16 protein-coding genes and 1 pseudogene are annotated in these 18,507 nt (G+C 68.3%); 12 read left to right on the forward strand and 5 right to left on the reverse strand.

What is annotated here, in order from left to right; all coding sequences use genetic code 11:
• Together HGG74_RS21615 and HGG74_RS14955 are read right to left on the reverse strand one after the other, a co-directional pair.
• On the reverse strand, positions 1-273 hold a 273-nt coding region (locus tag HGG74_RS21615; RefSeq protein WP_246262926.1), incomplete at its 3' end, for a thiamine pyrophosphate-binding protein.
• A gap of 208 nt (positions 274-481) precedes the next feature.
• A complete protein-coding gene (locus HGG74_RS14955; RefSeq protein ID WP_168487610.1) occupies positions 482-2,941 on the reverse strand; it encodes an ATP-dependent DNA ligase in 2,460 nt (819 codons plus the stop codon).
• Positions 2,942-3,030: 89 nt separating this feature from the next.
• Between HGG74_RS14955 and ku the strand changes: the two genes are divergently transcribed.
• The 5 genes from ku to HGG74_RS14980 all read left to right on the forward strand — a co-directional run bounded on the left by ku (position 3,031) and on the right by HGG74_RS14980 (position 6,469).
• Entirely contained in the window at positions 3,031-3,885 is an 855-nt protein-coding gene (ku, locus tag HGG74_RS14960) for a non-homologous end joining protein Ku (protein ID WP_168487611.1), read from the forward strand.
• Positions 3,886-4,061: 176 nt separating this feature from the next.
• Positions 4,062-4,943: a Rieske (2Fe-2S) protein gene (locus HGG74_RS14965; RefSeq protein ID WP_168487612.1), complete on the forward strand. Its 882-nt coding sequence runs from the start codon at positions 4,062-4,064 to the stop codon at positions 4,941-4,943.
• A gap of 66 nt (positions 4,944-5,009) precedes the next feature.
• Positions 5,010-5,579 (forward strand): cysteine hydrolase family protein, encoded by a 570-nt coding sequence (locus tag HGG74_RS14970; RefSeq protein ID WP_168487613.1) that lies wholly within the window; start codon positions 5,010-5,012, stop codon positions 5,577-5,579.
• Positions 5,580-5,698: 119 nt separating this feature from the next.
• On the forward strand, positions 5,699-6,193 hold the full coding sequence (locus tag HGG74_RS14975) for a Dps family protein (protein WP_168487614.1): 495 nt from the start codon (positions 5,699-5,701) through the stop codon (positions 6,191-6,193).
• 48 nt (positions 6,194-6,241) lie between these two features.
• Positions 6,242-6,469, forward strand: coding sequence for a CsbD family protein (locus tag HGG74_RS14980; protein WP_168487616.1), 228 nt, complete (start codon positions 6,242-6,244; stop codon positions 6,467-6,469).
• 13 nt (positions 6,470-6,482) lie between these two features.
• Here the strand turns inward: HGG74_RS14980 and HGG74_RS22145 are convergent, their stop codons facing one another.
• On the reverse strand, positions 6,483-7,232 hold the full coding sequence (locus HGG74_RS22145; RefSeq protein ID WP_168487618.1) for a 4'-phosphopantetheinyl transferase family protein: 750 nt from the start codon (positions 7,230-7,232) through the stop codon (positions 6,483-6,485).
• Positions 7,233-7,368: 136 nt separating this feature from the next.
• Here HGG74_RS22145 and HGG74_RS14990 point away from each other — a divergent pair, with 136 nt between their 5' ends.
• The 4 genes and pseudogenes from HGG74_RS14990 (at position 7,369) to HGG74_RS15005 (ending at position 10,487) form a co-directional block, all read left to right on the forward strand.
• Positions 7,369-8,460 carry a carotenoid 1,2-hydratase family protein gene (locus HGG74_RS14990; protein WP_168487620.1) on the forward strand — a complete coding sequence of 364 codons (1,092 nt, stop codon included), beginning with the start codon at positions 7,369-7,371 and terminating at the stop codon, positions 8,458-8,460.
• 75 nt (positions 8,461-8,535) lie between these two features.
• Positions 8,536-9,600, forward strand: a pseudogene (locus HGG74_RS14995) (inorganic phosphate transporter); the annotation flags it as partial.
• Positions 9,597-9,821: a hypothetical protein gene (locus tag HGG74_RS15000; RefSeq protein WP_205761986.1), complete on the forward strand. Its 225-nt coding sequence runs from the start codon at positions 9,597-9,599 to the stop codon at positions 9,819-9,821. The pseudogene HGG74_RS14995 and the gene HGG74_RS15000, both read left to right, overlap by 4 nt.
• A 111-nt stretch (positions 9,822-9,932) precedes the next feature.
• A complete protein-coding gene (locus HGG74_RS15005) occupies positions 9,933-10,487 on the forward strand; it encodes a dihydrofolate reductase family protein (protein ID WP_168487624.1) in 555 nt (184 codons plus the stop codon).
• A gap of 18 nt (positions 10,488-10,505) precedes the next feature.
• Here HGG74_RS15005 and HGG74_RS15010 read toward each other — a convergent pair whose 3' ends face one another.
• Positions 10,506-10,991: a PaaI family thioesterase gene (locus tag HGG74_RS15010; protein ID WP_168487625.1), complete on the reverse strand. Its 486-nt coding sequence runs from the start codon at positions 10,989-10,991 to the stop codon at positions 10,506-10,508.
• 181 nt (positions 10,992-11,172) lie between these two features.
• On the opposite strand from HGG74_RS15010, the gene polA reads away from it, so the two are divergent.
• Complete coding sequence (gene polA / locus HGG74_RS15015; protein ID WP_246262930.1) at positions 11,173-13,800, forward strand: DNA polymerase I; 2,628 nt, start codon at positions 11,173-11,175, stop codon at positions 13,798-13,800.
• Between the two features lie 109 nt (positions 13,801-13,909).
• Here the strand turns inward: polA and HGG74_RS15020 are convergent, their stop codons facing one another.
• A complete protein-coding gene (locus tag HGG74_RS15020) occupies positions 13,910-14,683 on the reverse strand; it encodes an ABC transporter permease (RefSeq protein WP_205761987.1) in 774 nt (257 codons plus the stop codon).
• Positions 14,684-14,798: 115 nt separating this feature from the next.
• On the opposite strand from HGG74_RS15020, the gene HGG74_RS15025 reads away from it, so the two are divergent.
• Positions 14,799-16,112 (forward strand): GNAT family N-acetyltransferase, encoded by a 1,314-nt coding sequence (locus HGG74_RS15025; protein WP_168487629.1) that lies wholly within the window; start codon positions 14,799-14,801, stop codon positions 16,110-16,112.
• A gap of 168 nt (positions 16,113-16,280) precedes the next feature.
• Positions 16,281-17,750 carry a 30S ribosomal protein S1 gene (gene rpsA / locus HGG74_RS15030; protein ID WP_168487630.1) on the forward strand — a complete coding sequence of 490 codons (1,470 nt, stop codon included), beginning with the start codon at positions 16,281-16,283 and terminating at the stop codon, positions 17,748-17,750.
• Positions 17,751-18,507 lie beyond the last annotated feature (757 nt).

Consider the following 18,507-nt stretch of genomic DNA (forward strand, 5'->3'; position numbering starts at 1 on the left):
GTTCGCCGCGCCGGGGCCGCGGGTGACCATCGCGATCCCGGGGGCCCGGTGCAGCTTGCCCTCGGCCTCGGCCATGTACGCCGCCCCGCCCTCATGCCGGCACACCACCGTCTCAATCCCGGACCCGTGCAGCCCGTCCAGCACATCCAGGAACGACTCGCCCGGCACCACATACGCCCGCTGCACCCCGTGGGCAATCAGCGAATCCACAATCACATGCCCGGCCGACTTCCGCCCGGGCACCGGTGCCGCTTCCAACTGAACCTGAGTCATCTGGTGTGTCTACTTTCCCCTGCGAACCTGACTGGACCACCGGCGACGCGCATAGTGCGACTGCATGATTTGAAACCGCCGTGATTGAGCAAAGCTACATGATGAGGTGTGTTATGGGGATTCGGGAAAGAAACACTCAGGTAATGAACGTGACCCCCCTCATAAACCCGGTTCATGGGGGGCGGTCAACGGGGCTGTGCCAGCGCCGCTAGGAGCCCTCCCAGACCACTTCGTCCGGGTCCTTGTCCGGACGCCAGCCGCGCCAGACCGGCTGTCGTAGCCTGCCCTCGGCGGTGCGGCCGGCGTGCCTGACTTCGCCGACCAGCCGCGGCGATACCCACTCGGCATCCTCGCGGTCCGGTGCCGGAATGCCCTCGGCGGCCGGTGTTTTGCGGGCCAGTGGTGCCAGTCTGGTTGCGGCGTCGTCCAGATCGGCACGGGTGAAGCCGGTGCCGACCCGCCCCGCATAGACGAGGCGTCCGTCCTCGTGCACGGCCAGTAGCAGCGAGCCGATGCCGCCGGCCCGGTTGCCCGCACCATGCCGCCAGCCGATGACGACCACCTCCTGGTGCGTCTGGTTCTTGATTTTGATCCAGCTGCGTGTCCTCCGCCCAGACAGGTACACGCCCGACTGCTTCTTGGCGATAATGCCTTCCAGGCCCAGCCGGGCCGAGGCTTCCAAGGCCTGCCGGGGAGGACCGGTGAAGGCTTCGGGCAGCTGGACGTGGCGGCCGGGCCTGGCGACGTCGAAAAGCGCCTGCCGGCGGACGGTGTATGGCGAGCGCAGCAGGCTCTTTCCGCCTGCGTGGAGAGCGTCGAACAGGATCAGGTAGACGGGCGTGGTCCTGGCGGCGGCACGGACTTCTGCCTCATCGGTCAGGTTCATCCGGTTCTGCAGCAGCCCGAAGTCCGGGCGGCCGCCCGGGGCGAGCGCCACGATCTCGCCGTCGAGCACGGCAGGGCCGTCGACCAGGCCGCCGAGTTCCTGCAGTTCCGGGTAGGTGCCGGTGCGGTCCAGCCGCTTGCGGGTGACCAGGCGCACCGCTCCGTCCTCCACCACGGCCAGGGCACGGACGCCATCCCATTTCATTTCATAGGCCCAGGCTTCCTCCGGATCCAGGTCGGCCAGGCTGCCGGCGGTGGCCAGCATGGGGGCGGCGTCGGGCAGCAGCGGACGGCGGCTGCGCTGCCCCGGCCGGTGTTCCGGCCCATGTTCCGCGGCCGGCGCCCGGCCGTCGGGCTGGTCCTTCATCAGGTGGATGAGCCAGTTCTTGCCGGTTTCACCCATGCCGGGGGTGTTGATCAGCGCGTACCGCCGCGGCACCGAGCCGAGCCCGCCACCGTCGCGACCGTGCAGCACGGCGATGACTTCCTTGCCCTGGCGCCACTTTTCCAGCTCATAGGTCCCGCTGTCCCAGATCTTCACATTCCCGGCCCCGTATTCACCCTTGGGGATGGTGCCCTCGAAGCTGGCGTACTCCAGCGGGTGATCCTCGGTCAGGACCGCCAGCCGGTTCTCTTCCGGGTCCAGCGGTGGTCCCTTCGGGACGGCCCAGGAGACCAGCACGCCGTCGTGTTCCAGCCGGAAGTCCCAGTGCAGCCGCCGGGCGTGGTGCTCCTGGATCACGAAGGCCGGCTGGCCATTGTCCGCGGACGCGCTGCCGGCCCCTTCCGCGGGCACCGGCTCGGGGGTCTTGGCCTGGTCGCGCATGCTGCGGTACCTGGCCAGCCGGTCCCGGCCTGGTACCGGTCTGCCGGCCTCCGTGCCGGCACCGTGCCAGCCCTGCGCGGCAATCGGATCAATCCCCGCTGCCACGCGTTCCATTACCTCGCGGTAGTCCAGCTGGGCCAGGCCGGGGTCCCCGAGTTCCTCCCAGGTCCGCGGCGCCGCGACGTTCGGGTGCGGCCGGCCGCGCAGGGAGTACGGGCAGACGGTGGTCTTGGAGCCGTTGTTCTGGCTCCAGTCCACCAATACCTTGCCGGTACGAAGGGCCTTCTTCATGTCGCTGACCACCAGGTCGGGATGGTCGGCCTCGAGGGCCCGGGCCAGCTCGTGCGCCACCTCGGTGACCTGCCCGGCAGTGTGCCTGCCGTCCAGCGGCGCGTACAGGTGGATGCCTTTGGAACCGGAGGTGACCGGGACGGCGTCCAGGTCCATGCCATGGAGGACTTCGCGGCAGAGCAGGGCGACCTGGACACATTCACGCAGGCCGGCGCCTTCACCCGGGTCCAGGTCCAGCACCAGCCGGTCGGGGTTGCGCGGGGCCAGGTCCGGGCCAAAGCGCCACTGGGGAACATGGATCTCCAGCGCTGCCATCTGCCCGAGCCAGGCCAGGACCGCCGGATCGTTGACCAGCGGATAAGTGTTCACATGCTCTTTGTGGCGGATGTCCGCCCGCGGCACCCAGTCCGGGGCGGAGTCCTCGAGGTCCTTGCGGAAGAACGGGCGGGCTGGCTTGGCTGCCGTACCAACGCCGTCCACCCAGCGCTTGCGCGTGGCCGGCCGCCAGGCGGCCTGGGGGATGAGCACGGGGGCCACGGTGGCCAGATAGTGCAGGACGTCGGCCTTGGTGGTGCCGGTTTCCGGATACATCACCTTGTCCAGATTGCTGACCTTCAGCCGCCGGCCGGCGACCTTGACCAGCTGTTCGTGAGCGCGAGGACACATGGCGCCGGACTCCTTTCCCTGACCTCACTCTGCGCCGAAATTGCGGGCAAGGCTAGTGCATCCGCGGCGCGGGTGCTTGAATGATCAACATGAGGGCCATCTGGACAGGGGCCGTCACCTTCGGGCTGGTGAACATCCCGGTGCGGCTGTACGCGGCCACCACCGACCATGACATCGACCTGCATCAGGTGCACGATGCCGACGGCGGCCGTATCCGCTATGAGCGCCGGTGCGAAGTGTGCCGCCGGAAGATCGACTATGAGCACATCGACAAGGCCTACGACGACGGCGAGACCACGGTGGTCCTGACCGACGAGGACCTCGCGTCGCTGCCGGCGGAGCGGAACCACGAGATCGAAGTGGTCCGGTTCGTCCCCAGCGAGCAGATCGATCCGCTGATGCTCGAGCGCAGCTATTATTTGGAGCCGGATTCGAAGTCCGCGAAGGCCTATGTGCTGCTGCGCAAGACCTTGGAAAAGACCGACCTGACCAGCGTCGTGAAGTTCGCGCTGCGGCAGAAGACCCGGCTGGGCATCCTGAGGGTGCGGGGGAAGGTCCTGATGCTGCAGTCGCTGCTGTGGTCGGACGAGGTGCGCGAGGCGGACTTCCCGGCGATCCCGTCCCGTGTGCGGATCTCCGAAGAGGAGCTGGAAATGTCCGCGGCCCTGGTCGAGCGCTACGCGGACGATTTCAACCCCGAGGAGTTCCAGGACGACTACCAGGTGGAACTGCGCCGGCTGATCGACGAGAAGCTGAAGCAGGGCGAGGCCCTCGACACCGAGGCCACCTTCGGGGCGCCCGAGGAAAGCGAGGCCGGGGATCTGGTGGACCTGATGGAGGCGCTGAAGAAGAGCTTGGAACGGCGGGGCGCTGGAACGCGTGCGGGCCGGAAGGCTCCTTCGCACGGCGCGAAGGGATCCGCCCCGCGTCGCAAGGGCGCCTGACCTCCCCACGCGCGGGCAGGCCGGCGGACGGGTCCTGCCCCGGGGTCGGCCGTTTTCCTGCATGGCATTGCGGGCCACGTGCCGCGCCGGCTCATATTGGTAAGCAAGCTTGCTAACAGTTAGGCTGGGCGGACGAGCACAGGCCTAGGATGTTCGGTGCGCCCGCAGGAGGACCGATGAAGAACGTGCAGCCTTTCAAGGCGTTGAACTGGCTGGAAACTGCCAAGATCCTGGATGCTCCGGCCTCCGGCGTGCAGCGGTTGGTGCACGCCGTCCTGCCGCGGGGATGGGTCAAGGATCTCCTGCATGGAGTGCCGCAGGGGCATCCGCTGCATCCGGTCCTCGTCCAGCTGCCGATCGGCACGTGGAGTTCGGCTGTGCTGCTGGACCTGTTCCCGGGGACGGGGAAGGCCGCCAAGCTGCTGGTGGGTACGGGACTCGCGTCCTCCCTGCCGACGGCGTTGGCAGGGCTGGCCGATTTTTCCGAGCTGCACCGTCAGCACCGGAGGGTGGGGCTGGTCCATGCCGGTGCCAACATTCTGGGCACCGCCGTCTTCGCCGCATCCCTGGTCCAGCGTGCGCGCGGCTACGACGGGGCCGGCAGGCAGTTGGCGCGGCTGGGGCTCCTGCTGGTGGCTGCGGGTGGCTCGCTGGGCGGACATCTGGCCTACCACCAGGCGGCCGGCGCCAACCATGCCGAATCCGTTCCACACCGGGTCCCCGACGGCTGGCACCGGCTCGGCGAACTCGATGAATTTGCCCCCGGCCATCTGGTGCGGCGGATGCTTGGCGATATCCCGCTGCTGGTCTGGCGTCCGGACGACGGCACGGAAGTCTTCGCGCTGGCCGGCCAATGTTCGCACCTGGCAGGTCCGCTGGCCGACGGGGCGGTGACCGGGCCGGCCGGCCGGGAGTGCGTGGAGTGCCCGTGGCACGGGAGCACCTTCCAGCTGCGGACCGGCGAAGTAGTACGCGGGCCGGCGACGGCGCCGCAGCCGCGGTTCCGCACCAGGACCGTCGGTTCCGCTGTGGAGGTCAGCCCCGCGGAGGCAGGGTGAGCCCGGCCCGCCTGCGCGGGCAGGTCCGTACGGAATTCAGCAATGTCCGGTCGTAAAGGAGGAAGTATGGGCCTGGCGGTCCTCATTATCGACATGCAGAAGGGGTACTTCGAGGATCCGGTGCTGGCCCGCCGCCAGGAGCAGCTGGTGGCCGGGTGCAACGAGCTGATCGCCCAAGCCAGGGGAGCCGGCGTTCCGGTGCTGCTGCCCTGCACGGAGCATCAGCGGGACAAGTCCACGTGGACCCTGAACATGCTCGAGGACGACCAGGGGTTTGCCTTCGCCGGCAGCGAGACGGCCGAAATCGTCCCCGGGCTGGAGGCCGCCGGCCTGCCGCGCCTGCCCAAGACCCGCGACAGCGCCTTCATCGCCACAGACCTGCTCTTCCGCCTGCGCAACCTGCGGGTGGAGACGCTCGTGCTGGCCGGTGTCTCGTCACACAATTGCATCGCCCAGACCGGCGTCGACGCGTTCGCCCACAACTTCCGCGTGGTCTACGCCAGAGATGCCATGGCATCGACGAACGAAGAATTTGCCGAGCAGATGCTGACCATCCTGTGCAAGGAATACCGGCAGGAGGTCGCCGGCGCGGAGGCAGTGAAGATGCTTCTGACCAGCGGAAATGCCAGCCACTGAACGGGCCGCAGCGTGCGGGCCGCTTGCCCGCCGCAGACGGGCGACCTAGGGTGGAAATGTGAAGCTTGCTTACTAAGGGCTTGCCCAGCAGCTGATTCGACAAGGAAAGTGGAGGATTCGTGAAGGCATCGAAGCAACTGAGTGAAAACCTGCAGAAGGTTCTGGTCGACCTGATCCAGCTCCATGTCCAGTGCAAGCAGGCTCACTGGAATGTGGTGGGAAAGAACTTCCGCGACCTGCATCTGCAGCTCGACGAAATCATCGCCGACGCCCGCCTGTTTAGCGACCAGACTGCCGAACGCATGCGCGCGCTACATGCGGTACCGGACGGTCGCAGCGCGACAGTTGCCGAAGCCACGACCCTGGACCCGTTTCCCGCGGGACTGGTCTCCACCGAGGATACCGTCGACCTGGTGGTCGGCATGCTCGAGGCCTGCGTGGGAACCATGCGTGATGTCCACGACCAAGTAGACGAGGAGGACCCTGTCAGCGCCGATATTCTGCACACCTTTATTGAAAAACTCGAGCAGTACGCCTGGATGGTGGATGCGGAGAATATGGCCCCGACCGCCAAGCTCGGCGCGGCACAGCGCAAAAAAGCCAAGGCGTCCTGACACAGAAAGAATCAGCGCCTGCACCAGCAGGTGGAAAGTAGGTTGATCATGGGTCTGGGAGACAAGTTCGACGCCGCCAAGGACAAGATCAAGGGCAAGGCGGACGAAGCTATCGGCAAGGCAACCGACGACGATTCGCGGGTCGTGCAAGGCAAGGCCGAGCAGGCCTCGGGCGGGATCAAGGACACGGTCGCCGACGCCAAAGCGCATCTGAGGGAAGACACCGAGAACGCCGAGGACCGCATGGACGACACCGAGGGCGGATCCCGTATCTGACCTGGCCGCGGAGCTAGCCTTCGGGCAGCCTGTGGTCGGCGCCGAGGAGAGCCTGTGGCGGCACGGCCGCCACAGGCAGGGCCTCGGCGCTGGCGAGCGCCGCCAGATGGTGCTCACCGGCGGGGATCCAGCCCAGGCGGAGGCCGTCAACGTCGGGCGTGCCGGGGCAGCTGACGCGGGCCGTGAAGGCACCGGCCGTCGAGTCGTCCGGTTCGACAGTGAGCCGGGACGGCTCGACGGCGAACCCGTGCCCGGCGGCCTTCACGGCAGCTTCCTTGGCGGTCCACAGGCGCATCCGTTCCAGCGTCCCGGCAGGGCCCCTGCGGACCCGGCGCCGTTCGGATGGGGAGAGCACCGACTCGTCGAAGCCCTCGAACACGGAGTCCGGGACCTGCTCGACGTCGGCTCCGAGCAGAATTCCTTCCGGTCCGGCAGCAGCCAGGACCAGGGTGCGGGTCCGCGACATGCTGAGCTGCAGTCCTGGCACCTGCGGCATGCCGTGGTCGGTTCCGCCGCAAGTGCGGCAGTAGCGGGTCACTGGTAGTCCGGCTGCCTCGTCCGCGGGCACGCCCAGCAGGCGGGCAGCGAGCAGCCGCAGCAGCGCGCGGGAGGCGAGAAAGGCCTCCGCGTCATCGTGATGGCGGTAGCGGCCGGCCAGTTCTGCCTCGGCGCCGAGCACGGCGCCGTAGCCGCCGGCGCCGCCAGCCAGCACGTGCATCTGCCCGGGCGTGGTCAGGGAGTACGAAATGCTAGGCCAGTCCACGCCCCCCAGTGTATCGGCCGAGGGACCCGCCGCGAGCCTGCGAGCGGTGGGAGGCCGGTGCACGGTATCGTTCGCCGCCTACCCCGTACGCTTCGCGCACGGGGACCCCTGGCAGCTCTTGCCGAGGAGGATCATCATGGGCATCCGCGCACGCATCGCGTCCGGCGGGCGCGACTATGCAACCCTGGGCCTGCGGCCGGGGCACGTCCAGCCTTTCGAAGACGGCATGCGCACCAGCGGCCGCGCCGGTACCTACGAGTGGTGGTATTTCGATGCCCGGCTCAGTGACGGGACGAAGCTGGTCATTACCTTCTTCACCAAACCCCTGGTCAGTCCGGGCAGGCCGCTGAGCCCCGCCGTATCGGTGGACCTGGACCTGCCGGACGGGGGCAACATCCACCGGATCGCGGACTATCCCGCGGCCTCCTTCGATGCCTCCACCGACGGTTGCGATGTGCGGATCGGCCCTAATACCTTCCGCGGCGACCTGCACCGTTACCGCATCCACGTCGAACTCGAAGGTATCGAGGCGGATGTGGTGCTCACCGGTACCGTGCCGGGGTGGCGGCCCGGTACCGGCTACTGGTTCTTCGGCAAGCGGGACGAATACTACTTCGCCTGGCTGCCGGCGGTCCCGCAGGGCGAGGCCGAGGTCAGCATGACCGTCGGCGGCGTGCGGCAGCACGGGAGCGGAACCGGCTACCACGACCATAACTGGGGCAACCGGCCGGTGGCGAAACTGATCGACCATTGGTACTGGGGCAGGGGCAGCGCAGGCGGCTATTCGGTGGTCACCGCAGCGGTGACCGCCGCCAAGCGGTACGGCTCCGTCCAGCTTCCGGTCTTCCTGCTCGCCAAGGACGGACAGATCGTGGCCGACGACGGCTCCAAGGCGGCCTTCGCTCCGTCCGGATTCTTCCAGGACCCGGATACCGGCAAGGCCGTCCCCTCGGTCATTGGCTTTGACTACCGCGACGGCGCCGAACGCTACCTGGTCACCTATACCCGGACCAGCACGGTCCTCGCGGCGAGGCTGGGCAGCTACCTTCCCCGGCGGGCGCGGCTCGCGGCCCGGCTGGCCGGTTTCAGCGGCGCCTATTTCAGGTTCTCCGGCACGTTGGATGTCCGGGAGTTTAGGGACGGGCGGCCGGCCGGTGCCGGGCAGGCGCCGGCACTATGGGAACTGATGCGACTGGGCCGCTCCGGCCAGCGTCACAGCCGGGCATAGCCGCCGCCGGGGCAGCCGCCGGGAACCGGCGCCGTGATTGTTCCCACACCTGTGCTCCGCTGCCCCTGATCAGCGGCGGTGACGCTGGCCGCAGTGCTGAACCTGATCAGCGCCTTCCTGTCCACCGAGGTCGCCAAAACGATCTCGGGCGGCCTCATCCGCGAGGGCGAGGGCGGTATCCAGATCGATCCGGCGATGATCTTCGCCGGCCTGATTGGAGCCGTGGTCTGGAACGTGACGACCTGGCTGCTGGGCCTGCCGTCCAGTTCCTCGCATGCCCTCTTCGGCGGGCTGATCGGCGCGGCCATTGTCGGCGGCGGGTTCGCCGTGATCAACTACGGCGTCGTGGTGTCCAAGGTCCTGCTGCCGGCGGTGCTGGCTCCGCTGATCGCCGGAACGGTGGCGTACCTGGGCACCAAGCTGGCCTACCGGATCACCACGCGCAAGGGGCAGGTCGCCAGCCCGAAGCGGGGCGGCTTCCGCTACGGCCAGATCTTCTCCTCCTCCCTGGTCGCGCTGGCCCACGGCACCAATGATGCCCAGACGACCATGGGCGTGATCACCTTGGTACTGGTCGCAGGGGGCTTCCAGACCGCCGGTTCGGGGCCGGAGTTCTGGGTGGTCGCCGCCTGCGGGCTGGCCATCGCCATCGGCACCTACTCGGGTGGCTGGCGGATCATGCGGACCATGGGCCGCGGGCTGACCGAGGTCAAGCCGGCCCCGGGCTTCGCCGCCGAATCGTCCACGGCCTCGGCCATCCTGGCTTCTTCCCACTTGGGCTTCGCGCTGTCCACCACCCAGGTGGCCTCCGGTTCCGCGGTGGGGTCGGGTCTGGGCCGCAAGGGCGCCCAGGTGCGCTGGAGCACCGCCCGGCGCATCGCCGTCGCCTGGCTGCTGACGCTGCCCGCTGCCGCCCTTGTCGGTGCCCTGGCCGCGTTCGTGGCACACCTCGGCATCGCCGGGATCATCATCGACACGGTCGCCGGAGCACTGATCATCCTGGTCATGTTCCTGGTTTCGCGGCGCAACCAGGTGGGCCACCACAACGCGATCAGCGAGCTGGACCACGCCGGCGAGATCGTGAAGATCAAGAGCAAGAAGAAAAAGAAGAAGCCCCAGCAGGTGGGAGTAGCCGAATGACGATCGACTGGTTCGCTTTAGTGGTGGTGGCGCTGGCCACCCTGGTCTCCGCCCTGGTGGTGGTCGGTTCGTACGGGCTCGGGGTCCGGCTGCTGGCCGTGGCGGCGGATGCCGCCGGACCGCGGCAGCCGCTGGTGCGCTCCACGGCCTACCTCTGTTTCGGCGTCTGCGCCGCCGCGGTGCTGTACGGGATCTACCTGATCGTCCCGGCCTTCCACTGAGGGTCTTCCGCTGAGGTGCGGGGAAAGCCGGATGCCTGCACTTAACGCAGGCACCGGCTTTCCCCGCTGCACAGGCATTCCTTTAAAAGGGAACTTGGCTAGCATGGGCACATGTCCAGGACTGTTTACTATGTAGCCAGCTCGCTCGACGGGTTCATCGCCGATCCGCAGGACAACCTGGACTGGCTCATGCAGTTCAACGACCTCGCCGGTGTCCAGGACACCTACACAGGCTTTTTCGCCGGTATCGGGGCCCTGGTCATGGGGGCCGCGACCTACAAGTTCGTGCAGAAGGCCGGTCCGTGGGAGTACGGGGACACGCCGACGTGGGTGTTCACCCACCGCGAGCTGCCCGGGATCCCCGGGGCGGACATCACCTTTGTCCGCGGGGACGTGCAACTGTTCCACGAGGCGATCTGCGCCGATGCGGGGGAGAAGGACGTCTGGGTGGTCGGCGGCGGGCCGCTGGCCGGGCAGTACCTGGAGGCGGGGCTGCTGGACGAAATGATCCTCACGCTGATCCCGGTCACCCTGGGCCGCGGCAAGCCCCTGCTGCCCGTGTCGACGGCGGCGTCGCCGGCCGAACTGCTGGGCACCAGGACCATCGGCGGCTCCATGGTGGAGCTGCGCTACCGCTTTGCGAAGCCAGCGCGGCAGGCGGAGTAGCGGAAGCGGCTGCCTGCCTCAGCGGCGCTCACGGATCAGGTTGGTGATCCGCGCCGTCGACAGCCGCCGCCCGGCTTCGTCGGTCATCACCACCTCGTGAACCGTCAGGGTGCGTCCCAACTGGATGGCCGTGGCGGTCCCGGTGACCAGCCCCGAAGACACCGAGCGGTGGTGCGTGGCGCCGACCTCGATGCCCAGCGCCTCACGGCCCGGGCCTGCATGGATGGCGGCGGCGAAGGACCCGAGGGTCTCGGCCAGCACGACGTGGGCACCGCCGTGCAGGATGCCGGCGACCTGGGTGTTGCCTTCGACCGGCATGGTCGCGACCGTACGTTGCGGCGACATTTCCAGGAACCTGATGCCCATTTTCACCACCAGGCCGCCCACCCCCAGATCGGCGAACCAGGGCCGCAGATGTTCGGGAACGCCGGCGTCGACCAGCTCCTGGAGCCGCTCCGCGGGGGCTGGCGCGGCCGGGCCGGCCGGCATGAAATTGTCGCTCATGGGAACTAGGCTGGCACTTGTGAGTGAAACAAACAAACCGGATTCCGTAGCCACCATCGACCCCCCCGGAGGGACAAGCACAGTGGCGGACACAGCTGCGGACGCAGCCGCCGGCGGGGAGGTTCCGGCCGCCGCTCCGGACGGCTGGACCCGGCGGCTGCTGGTCATCGACGGGCATTCGATGGCGTTCCGGGCGTTCTACGCGCTCCCGGCGGACAAGTTCGCCACCGACACCGGCCAGCACACCAACGCCGTATACGGTTTCACCTCGATGCTGCTGGCGATGATCCGCGACCAGAAGCCCACGCATGTCGTCGTCGCCTTCGACCTGGACACCCCGACGTTCCGGTCCGAGGAATACAGCGAGTACAAGGCCGGCCGGAACAAGACGCCGGAGGAATTCCATGGCCAGGTCGACCTGATCATCAAGGTCATGGAGGCCATGCGCATCCCCACCATCAGCATGGACGGCTACGAGGCGGACGACATCATCGCCACCCTCAGCAGCCAGGGGGAGGCCGCCGGCTGGGACGTGCTCGTGGTGACCGGGGACCGCGACGCCTTCCAGCTGATTACCGACAAGGTCACCGTGCTCTACCCGAAGAAGGGCGTGAGCGACATCCCGCCGATGGACGCTGCGGCCGTGGAAGCCAAGTACTTCGTCGGTCCGAAGCATTACTCGGACCTGGCCGCGCTGGTGGGCGAGACGGCGGACAACCTGCCCGGAGTTCCCGGGGTCGGCCCCAAGACGGCAGCCAAATGGATCAACCAGTACGGCGGGCTCGAGGGCATTCTGGAGCACCTGGATGCCATCGGCGGCAAGGCCGGGGAATCACTGCGGGCCAATGTCGACCAGGTCAAGCGCAACCGGCGGCTGAACCACCTGCTGCGCGACCTGGACCTGCCGGTCAACATGGAGGCCATGAGCCTGCGGCCGCCGGACCGGGACGCCGTCGAGGAACTCTTCGATGCGCTGCAGTTCAACACCCTGCGCAAGCGCCTCTTTGACCTTTTCGCCGAGGAAGAGCAGGCCGAGGAGGTCGAGGTCCACGCCCCGGCCCATGTCCAGCTGTCCACCGCCGCGGAACTCGAGGACTGGCTGGACGGCACCAACCAGTTCAGCGTGGCTGTGCAGCTGGTGACCGAAAGCACCGGCGCCGGCGAGGACGTCGTCGGGCTGGCCCTGGTCAGCGCCACCGGGGCCGCCTACGTGGCACTGGAAGGGCTCGACGCCGAGGCCGAGAAGGTGCTGGCCGGCTGGCTGGCGGACCTGGACGCGCCGAAGGTGCTCCACGACGCCAAGGCCGCCTACAAGCTGCTGGCCCAGCGCGGGTTGACCCTGCTGGGCGTGGTCGACGACACCGCGATTTCGGCCTACCTGATCCAGCCGGACCGGCGCAGCTACGAGCTGGCCGATCTGGCCCAGTACCACCTGAAGCTCTCCGTGGCAGCGGCCCCGGCGGCAGGCGGGCAGCTGGAGCTGGGCTTGGATGAGGAGGATCCCGCGGGGCCGGCAGTGATGAAGGCCTTCGCGGCGCTGCAGCTGAGCGAACACTTCGCCGGCCAGTTGGTGGGCCGCGGGGCCAACCGGCTGCTCGGCGGGCTGGAACTGCCGCTGTCCCAGGTGCTGGCACGGATGGAACTGACCGGCATCGCCGTGGACACGGCCAAGCTGGACACCCTGCTGGACGACTTCGGCGCCACGATCAATGCCGCCAGTTCCGAGGCCTTCCGGATCATCGGCAAGGAAATCAACCTCGGCTCGCCCAAGCAGCTGCAGACGGTGCTCTTCGACGAGCTGGGGCTGCCCAAGACGAAGAAGATCAAGACCGGCTACTCCACGGACGCCGATGCGCTGACCGACCTGGTCGCCAGGACCGGCCATCCCTTCCTGCTCCAGCTGCTGGCCTACCGCGATGCCAGCAAGCTGCGCCAGACCGTCGAGGGGCTGCGCAAGGCGGTGGCCGAGGACGGGCGCATCCACACCACCTACGCGCAGACCGTCGCCGCCACCGGGCGGCTGTCCTCGCTGAACCCGAACCTGCAGAATATTCCGGTGCGCAGCGACGAGGGCCGGCGCATCCGCGAGGTCTTCGTCGTCGGCCGCGGCTACGAGACGTTGCTGACTGCCGACTACTCGCAGATCGAAATGCGTATCATGGCGCACCTGTCCGGGGACCAGGCGCTGATCCAGGCCTTCCGGGAAGGCGAGGACCTTCACCGGTTCGTCGGCTCACGTATCTTCAATGTCGCTCCCGCCGAGGTCACCGGCGAGATGCGCTCGAAGGTCAAGGCCATGTCCTACGGGCTGGTGTACGGGTTGAGCTCCTTCGGCCTGTCCAAGCAGCTGAACATTCCGGTGGACGAGGCCCGGACGCTGATGAAGGACTACTTCAGCCGGTTCGGGGCAGTGCGCGACTACCTGCGCTCCGTCGTCGACCAGGCCCGGCAGGACGGGTTCACCTCCACTATCGAGGGCCGGCGCCGCTACCTGCCGGACCTGAACAGCGACAACCGTCAGCTGCGTGAGATGGCCGAACGGGCGGCGCTGAACGCGCCGATCCAGGGTTCCGCTGCGGACATCATCAAGAAGGCGATGCTGGGTGTGGACAGGGCTCTGTCCGAGCAGGAGCTGAAGTCCCGGATGCTGCTGCAGGTCCATGACGAACTGGTGCTGGAGGTGGCCCCGGGTGAACGCGAGGCCGTGGAACGGCTGGTCCGCGAGCAGATGGCCGGTGCCGCCGAGCTGACTGTGCCGCTGGATGTTTCGGTGGGCGTCGGGGACAACTGGCAGGCAGCCGGACACTAGCGGAGTGGGGCGCTCCCCTGCGTGTCGGCTCGGCCGCCTCGCAGGGGACCTCGCGCCGCACTCCAGGGTGGCCTGTCGTACCGGCTTCGGCGCTGCGGCGGGGCCTGGCTCATGCCTGGGCCGTATCGCCAGTGTGCGGAGGGCGGATCATCCCGGATTCCGCGAGGAAAGCCAGGACCGCCACGGCGATGGCCTCGACAACCAGCAGTGAAACGAGCACCAGCAGCTGCACCAGGCCCGCATCAATGGGTGAGGCGCCGCCCAGGACCAGGCCCACAAAGGCCCCCGGCAAGGTGACCATACCCACTGTGCGGGTCTGGTCCAGGGCCGGCAGCAGTGCTTCGTGCGCCACCGGCCGGGCCACCAGGGCCCGCGCCGCGCGCGGCTCGAGTCCCAGGGCGAGTCCTGCCTCGACCTCACCGTGGCGCAGCGCAAGTTCCGCACCGATCCGGCGCCCGGCCAGGCTGGTGGCGGTCATCGCGCCGCCAATCAACTGCCCGCAGACTGCCAGCCAGGCCAATGGCAGGGGCGGCAGCACACCGGCGGCGAACATCAGCCCGGCCACCGGAGCGGCCCCGGCCAGGATCGGCAGCACCGCCAGGTGCACGCCGGTGTTCCCGCCGATCCGCCGCGCGGCGGTCCAGGCCGCCACCAGCACCATGAGCAGCAGGAACCCGGCCGAGAGCACCGCCGAACGGCTGAGTACGGCAATGGCCACGGCCACTCCGGCCAGCTGCAGCAGGGCCCTCAGGCCGGCAGCCAGCAACTGCCGGACAGGCAGCCCGAGGGCGGAGCGTGCGACGGCGGCCGCTACCGGCAGCAGGACCGCGAGCAAGGCCCACACGGCGGGACCGGTATTGAGCAGGGTGGAGTTTTCCGGCACCCGTCCATCCTTGCACCGGCAGGCCTGTACGGTTTCCTGCTGGAATGCCGGCGTCCAGCCGCCTCCCGTCCGTCGCCGGCTCGTGGTGGGGTCCTCGGCGGCTAGACTTGGCAGCGTGAAGCCTGCCGACGACGGACCCGGTCCGGCCCTGCGCACCGAGCGGTTCACCGCCCTCCGTGAGGACGGCCTGGCGGACCAGCGGCTCGAGGGCTGGTTCGACGCGATGAAGTTCGGTTTCCACGAGGGCAGGGCCGATCCTGCCGACGTTGTCCAGTACGCGGAGTCCTACGCGGCGGACGCCCGCATCCTCACCGCCGTGTACGACGACGCCGAGCGGCCGGGAGTCTGGGATCCGGCCATCCCTGTGGCCACCTACGCCACGATGGTGAACACGGTCAACACCGGCGGAACGCTGCTGCCGGCACATTTGGTCACTACGGTGACGGTCCGGCCGACGCACCGCCGCCGCGGCCTGCTGCGCCGGCTGATCACCGAGGACCTGCACCGGGCTGCCGAAGACGGCCTGGCCCTGGCCGCGCTCGTCGCTTCCGAGGCCACCATCTACGGCCGGTTCGGCTTCGGCGCGGCGGCCTTTGCCCGGCGCGTGCACGTGGACGTGCGCGAGCGGTTCGCGCTGCGCCCGCAGGCCGCTGCGGCGGCGGGGACCGTGGAAGTGACCGACCCGGAGGCACTGGCGGTACTGGCACCGGAGATTTTCGCCCGCTTCCATGCCCGCACGCCCGGCTCGGTGGGCCGCCAATTCTCCTATGCACAGATGGTCTCCGGACGCTGGCAGCAGCACAAGCCGGAGCCGGACAGGACGCTGCGTGCGGCGCTCTGCTACGGGGACGGCGGCAGTGCAGACGGCTACGTGTGCTACCGGTTCGCCGGCTGGGACAGTTCCCCACGGACGGTGAAGGTAGTGGACCTGGTGGCGGCCACGCCGGAAGCGTACCTGGGCCTGTGGCGGTACCTGGGCTCCATTGACCTGGTGGAGCGGATCGACTGGCCGCTGGCCCCGGTCGAGGATCCGCTGCCGTGGGCCCTGCAGGATCCGCGCGGCTATGAGGTCCGGCACGAGGAGGATGCGCTGTGGCTGCGGGTGCTGGACCCAGCTGCCGCGCTGCAGGCGCGCAGCTACGCCGCCGACGGGTCCGTCACGCTCGAAATCATCGATCCGCTGGGTCTGGCGGCGGGCCGATGGCGGCTGACGGCCGGCGGCGGCAGCGCCGCCGTCGAACCACTGGCCCCCGGTGCAGCCGTCGACCTTGTCCTCGGTGCCGACGTCCTCGGTTCGCTCTATCTGGGCGGCACCAGCGCGCGCACGCTCGCGGCGGCGGGCCGGCTGGCGGGGGAGCCCGAGGCGGTCCAGCGGCTGGACCGGCTCATGGCCCGGCCCGTGCGGCCGTACTGCATCACGCACTTTTGACCGGAGTTGCCCGCACCGGCTAGACTTATCGGGCGCGTAATGCGCATGCAATTCCCAAAAAGTCCACTTCCGGGCGGCGGGGACACCTCAGCGTACAGCAGGATGCTGGCGCCGGCGTGTGCCGAGGCCCGGAACCAAGAAAACTATCCACATCGGAGCCCCTACTACATGACCATCACCTCCACCGAGAAGCCCGGTGCCCCTCAGGTCGCCATCAACGACATCGGCACCGCTGAGGACTTCCTCGCCGCCGTCGACGCCACCATCAAGTACTTCAACGACGGTGACCTCGTCGAAGGTACCGTCGTCAAGGTCGACCGCGACGAAGTCCTGCTCGACATCGGTTACAAGACCGAAGGTGTCATTCCCTCCCGCGAACTCTCCATCAAGCACGATGTTGATCCCGGGGAAGTTGTCGCCGTGGGCGACCAGGTTGAAGCTCTTGTCCTGACCAAGGAGGACAAGGAAGGCCGCCTGATCCTGTCCAAGAAGCGCGCCCAGTACGAGCGCGCCTGGGGCGACATCGAGAAGGTCAAGGAAGAGGACGGCGTCGTCACCGGTACCGTCATCGAGGTCGTCAAGGGTGGCCTCATCCTCGACATCGGCCTGCGCGGCTTCCTGCCCGCCTCCCTCGTCGAGATGCGCCGCGTGCGCGACCTGGCTCCGTACATCGGCCAGAAGATCGAAGCCAAGATCATCGAGCTGGACAAGAACCGCAACAACGTGGTGCTCTCCCGCCGTGCATGGCTGGAGCAGACCCAGTCCGAGGTCCGCTCCACCTTCCTCAACAAGCTGGAGAAGGGCCAGGTCCGTCCGGGCGTCGTGTCCTCCATCGTCAACTTCGGCGCCTTCGTGGACCTGGGCGGCGTGGACGGCCTGGTGCACGTCTCCGAGCTGTCCTGGAAGCACATCGACCACCCGTCCGAGGTTGTCGAGGTCGGCCAGGAAGTCACCGTCGAGGTCCTCGAGGTGGACCTGGAGCGCGAGCGTGTCTCCCTGTCCCTGAAGGCCACCCAGGAAGATCCGTGGCAGACCTTCGCCCGCACCCACGCCCTGGGCCAGGTTGTCCCGGGCAAGGTCACCAAGCTGGTGCCGTTCGGTGCGTTCGTGCGTGTCGAGGACGGCATCGAGGGCCTGGTCCACATCTCCGAGCTGGCTGTCCGCCACGTCGAGCTGGCTGAGCAGGTTGTCTCCGTCGGCGACGAGCTGTTCGTCAAGGTCATCGACATCGACCTGGAGCGCCGCCGCATCTCGCTGTCCCTGAAGCAGGCCAACGAGGGCGTCGACCCCGAGGGCACCGAGTTCGACCCGGCACTGTACGGCATGGCCGCCGAGTACGACGAGCAGGGCAACTACAAGTACCCGGAGGGCTTCGACCCGGAGTCCAACGAGTGGCTCGAGGGCTACGAGGCCCAGCGCGCCGCCTGGGAGCAGCAGTACGCCGACGCCCAGGCCCGCTGGGAGGCGCACAAGAAGCAGGTCGCCGCTGCCCTGGCCGAGGACTCCGCTGCCGCTTCCGGCGGCAGCAGCGAGGCCGCTCCGACCAGCTACTCCTCCGAGGCACCGGCTGCCGAGTCCGGCACGCTGGCTTCCGACGAGGCCCTGGCCGCCCTGCGCGAGAAGCTCACCGGCCACTGATTGCCGCAGGCCGTACCGGTTCGGTGAACCGGTATTGAGCTGAGCACGAGGGCCCCGCACCACCCGGTGCGGGGCCCTCTGTGTTTTCCGCCTTTGGCAAAATTGGCCTGTGGCTTAGCTGCAGCGCAGACACAGAAGTTGGCTGGCGGCCTGGAACCCCGGAGGCACTATTTCGTGGCGCTGGACGATCACTGGCGCGCCCCGCACGCCGGCCGGCGCATGGTCGACCGGGGACGCCCTGACCCGGCTCAACCGCGGCGTCGGGGTCGGGCAGCGAATGGTCTCCCGCACCGTGTACGACCAGCCCGGGCGCGGCAACCTCCTGATTAGGGTCGGCAGCTGCCCCGGCATCCCCAGCCGTCTGGACTCATCAGCGGCGAGGCAGGCTTGGACGGCACCAACAAGCCCCGGCACCCCGGGGGTTTGCTCCGAAGCCGTGCTGCCGTGTCACCGGCCTCGAGCCGGCTTCCCACCCGTGCCAACACAGGCCGTCCACTCGAATCTTGTGGAACCGTTCCGGCCCCGCCGATATACCGCGTACTGCGACGGCAAGTCTGCCGCCGATCACACAGCCCCATCCGGCGGGAACGACCACGAGGACAGGCTTTTTGGACTGCCTGCCGTGCCGGACGCGGCGCGGCATTTGGTCCCGGCGACGTCCGCCGGCGCGCTAGCCGGTATAACGCCGCGATAACGGCAGCGATAACGGCAGCAAGGTGCAATGAGATAACTGGTTTTGATGTCCAAAAGGAAGATT

The organism is Arthrobacter mobilis (assembly GCF_012395835.1).
Classification (GTDB): domain Bacteria; phylum Actinomycetota; class Actinomycetes; order Actinomycetales; family Micrococcaceae; genus Crystallibacter; species Crystallibacter mobilis.